The organism is Pseudomonas sp. 05T35, assembly GCF_056396605.1.
The window spans coordinates 1-2,630 of sequence record NZ_JBFTLU010000544.1; the positions used below are offsets into that span (position 1 = coordinate 1).

2 protein-coding genes and 1 pseudogene are annotated in these 2,630 nt (G+C 60.9%); 2 read left to right on the plus strand and 1 reads right to left on the minus strand.

Going from position 1 to position 2,630, the window contains the following annotated elements:
* Window positions 1-335: 335 nt before the first annotated feature.
* Both AC1DH9_RS26900 and AC1DH9_RS26905 read left to right on the plus strand, forming a co-directional pair.
* Complete coding sequence (locus AC1DH9_RS26900) at window positions 336-1,808, plus strand: nucleobase:cation symporter-2 family protein (RefSeq protein WP_427537401.1); 1,473 nt, start codon at window positions 336-338, stop codon at window positions 1,806-1,808.
* A gap of 58 nt (window positions 1,809-1,866) precedes the next feature.
* The gene (locus AC1DH9_RS26905; RefSeq protein ID WP_427537404.1) at window positions 1,867-2,340 is read left to right on the plus strand and encodes an LEA/WHy family protein; all 474 of its coding nucleotides are present in this window, start codon (window positions 1,867-1,869) and stop codon (window positions 2,338-2,340) included.
* A gap of 22 nt (window positions 2,341-2,362) precedes the next feature.
* Here the strand turns inward: AC1DH9_RS26905 and AC1DH9_RS26910 are convergent.
* Window positions 2,363-2,630 (minus strand): annotated as a pseudogene (locus tag AC1DH9_RS26910) (carbon-nitrogen hydrolase family protein); the annotation flags it as partial.

The window sequence follows — 2,630 nt, forward strand, 5'->3', positions numbered from 1 at the left end:
GTAATACAGCCAGCTTCATATTGTGGCGAGGGAGCTTGCTCCCGCGGGGTCGGTCCGCGCTCGGGCGAAGCGACCCTAAAATCAGCCACCGCGAATATCCAGATGGAACGCGATTGCCGGATTACGACCGCTTCGCGGCCGAGCGGGAGCAAGCTCCCTCGCCACAGGTTCTCGGCCGTGTCTGCGAACAACACAAAACCCGCCACCTTTTCACAAGGCTGGCGGGTTTGTCGTTCCAGCCCCGTCCGTTTTGAACAACCGCGCGTTGCCCTCGAWGCCTGCGGCTGGCATCCTGCGCCTCCCTTTTCTGACCTGGCCTTTTTGGCGCCCTCCCCGTGACCTCATCTGACCACTCGAAAACTGCGCTTCGTTCCGACCTGATCTACGGCCTCAACGACCGCCCGCATTTCACTGCGACCCTCTTCGCCGCGCTGCAACATGTATTGGCGAGCTTCGTCGGGATCATCACGCCGACCCTGATCATGGGCAGCGCCCTGGGCCTGCAAAGCGAAATCCCCTACCTGATCAGCATGGCGCTGTTCGTCTCGGGCCTGGGCACCTTCGTTCAGGCGCGGCGTTTCGGACCGATCGGTTCCGGCCTGCTGTGCCTGCAAGGCACCAGTTTCTCGTTTATCAGCGTGATTCTCAGCGCCGGGTTCATGGTCAAGGCGCGTGGTGGTGGCACCGATGAAATCCTCTCGACGATTTTCGGCGTGTGCTTCTTTGCCGCGTTCATCGAAGTGGTGCTGAGCCAGTTCATCGGTAAGCTGCGAATGCTGATCACCCCGGTAGTCACCGGCACCATCATCACCCTGATGGGTTTGTCGCTAGTCAAGGTCGCCATGACCGACATCGCCGGCGGCTTTGGCGCGACGGATCTGGGCGCCGCAAGCCACCTGGCGCTGGCCGCATTGGTGCTGGGCACCATCGTCGTGCTCAACCGGGTCGATGTACCGTTCCTGCGCCTGGGCGCCATCGTTATCGGCCTGACCCTCGGTTACGTCGTTGCGTGGCTGATGGGTGACGTCGATTTCGCCAACATGACCGCCGTGCCGCTGATGAGCGTTCCGGTGCCGTTCAAGTATGGCTTCAACTTCGACTGGGTGGCGTTCGTTCCGGTGGCAGTGATTTTCCTGGTCTCGCCGCTGGAAGCGGCCGGCGACCTGACCGCCAACTCGATGATTTCCCAGCAACCGGTCAAAGGCCCGATCTACATTCGGCGGATCAAATCCGGCTTGCTCGCCGACGGTCTCAACTCGGCGATGGCCGCAGTCTTCAACAGCATGCCGATGGTGACCTTCGCGCAGAACAACGGGGTGATCCAGCTCACCGGCGTGGCCAGCCGCTACGTCGCGTTCTTTATCGCCGGACTGCTGGTAGTGCTCGGGCTGTTCCCGATGATTGGCGCCGTGCTGCAACTGATGCCCAAACCCGTACTGGGCGGCGCTGAGCTGGTGATGTTCGGCACCGTAGCGGTGGCCGGGATCAAGATCCTCGCCGAGGCAGGCCTGCATCGGCGCAACATGCTGATCGTCGCCATTTCGCTGGGCATGGGGCTGGGTGTTGCGGCCGTACCGGAAGTGTTGCGCGAATTGCCCAAGGCGTTGCACAACATCTTCGAGTCGCCGATCACCGTCGGCGCATTGTGCGCTATCGTGCTGAATATCTTCCTGCCCGAAGAGTTCATCGAGCTGGAAGAAGACGATTTTGATCCGGAAGCTTCGATCCTCACGGTCATGGAGAACCCGGATGTCACGCCGCACGGCGAACCACTCAAGCCTTCCGTGGTCGCACAGGTGAACCGCTAACGCCGCTCGAGGGTCGAGCCGCCGGCGGTTCGACCCTTATCTTTACGAGAGCTCGTTCATGCGCAGATTCCTCGCCTTAAGCCTTTCCCTGCTGTTGCTCAGCCTGAGCGCCTGCGCACTGTTCCCCAATCGTGATCCGCTGAACATCAACGTGGTCGGCATTGAACCGCTGCAAAACCAGGACCTGGAAGTGCGCTTTGCAGTGAAACTGCGTCTGCAAAATCCCAACGAAACGCCCATTTATTACAACGGCGTGGCCCTGAGCCTCGAGGTCAACGGCCAACCCCTGGCCACTGGCGTGAGCGATCAAACCGGATCGATTCCGCGTTACTCGGAAGCGATCATCACGGTGCCCGTGAGTATTTCGGCGTTCTCCGTGCTGCGTCAAACCCTTGGCCTGAGCCAGACGCAATCGCTCAACAACCTGCCTTTTGTATTACGCGGCAAGCTGTCTGGCGGTGCGTCAGGCACCGTCCGTTTTGTCGACAAAGGCACACTCAACCTGCCTGGCTCGACAGCCGGCATCTGGTAAATCAGCCGCAGAGCACAGCGTCTCAGATAAACCGCACACCGGGTTTGGCCCGTTCATCCACGGTCAGCTCGAACACGTCCGGGCGCGCATAGTGCCCGACCACGTCGTAGTCGTAGCGCGCACGCACCAGTTCATCGATGTCGATCTCGGCCGTCAGTAAACCTGCACCGCCCAACAACGGACCGGCCAGCACGTCGCCCATTGGGCCGATGATTACACTGCCACCGGCAATCAATGGGCGCTCGGCCGGCCAGTTGGCAATTTCCAACCCCAAGGCTTGTGGCGATGGC

What these genes read in the sequence shown, in the direction of transcription:
- AC1DH9_RS26905 (WP_427537404.1), top strand. Translation starts at nt 1,867, where the DNA reads ATGCGCAGATTCCTCGCCTTAAGCCTTTCCCTGCTGTTGCTCAGCCTG.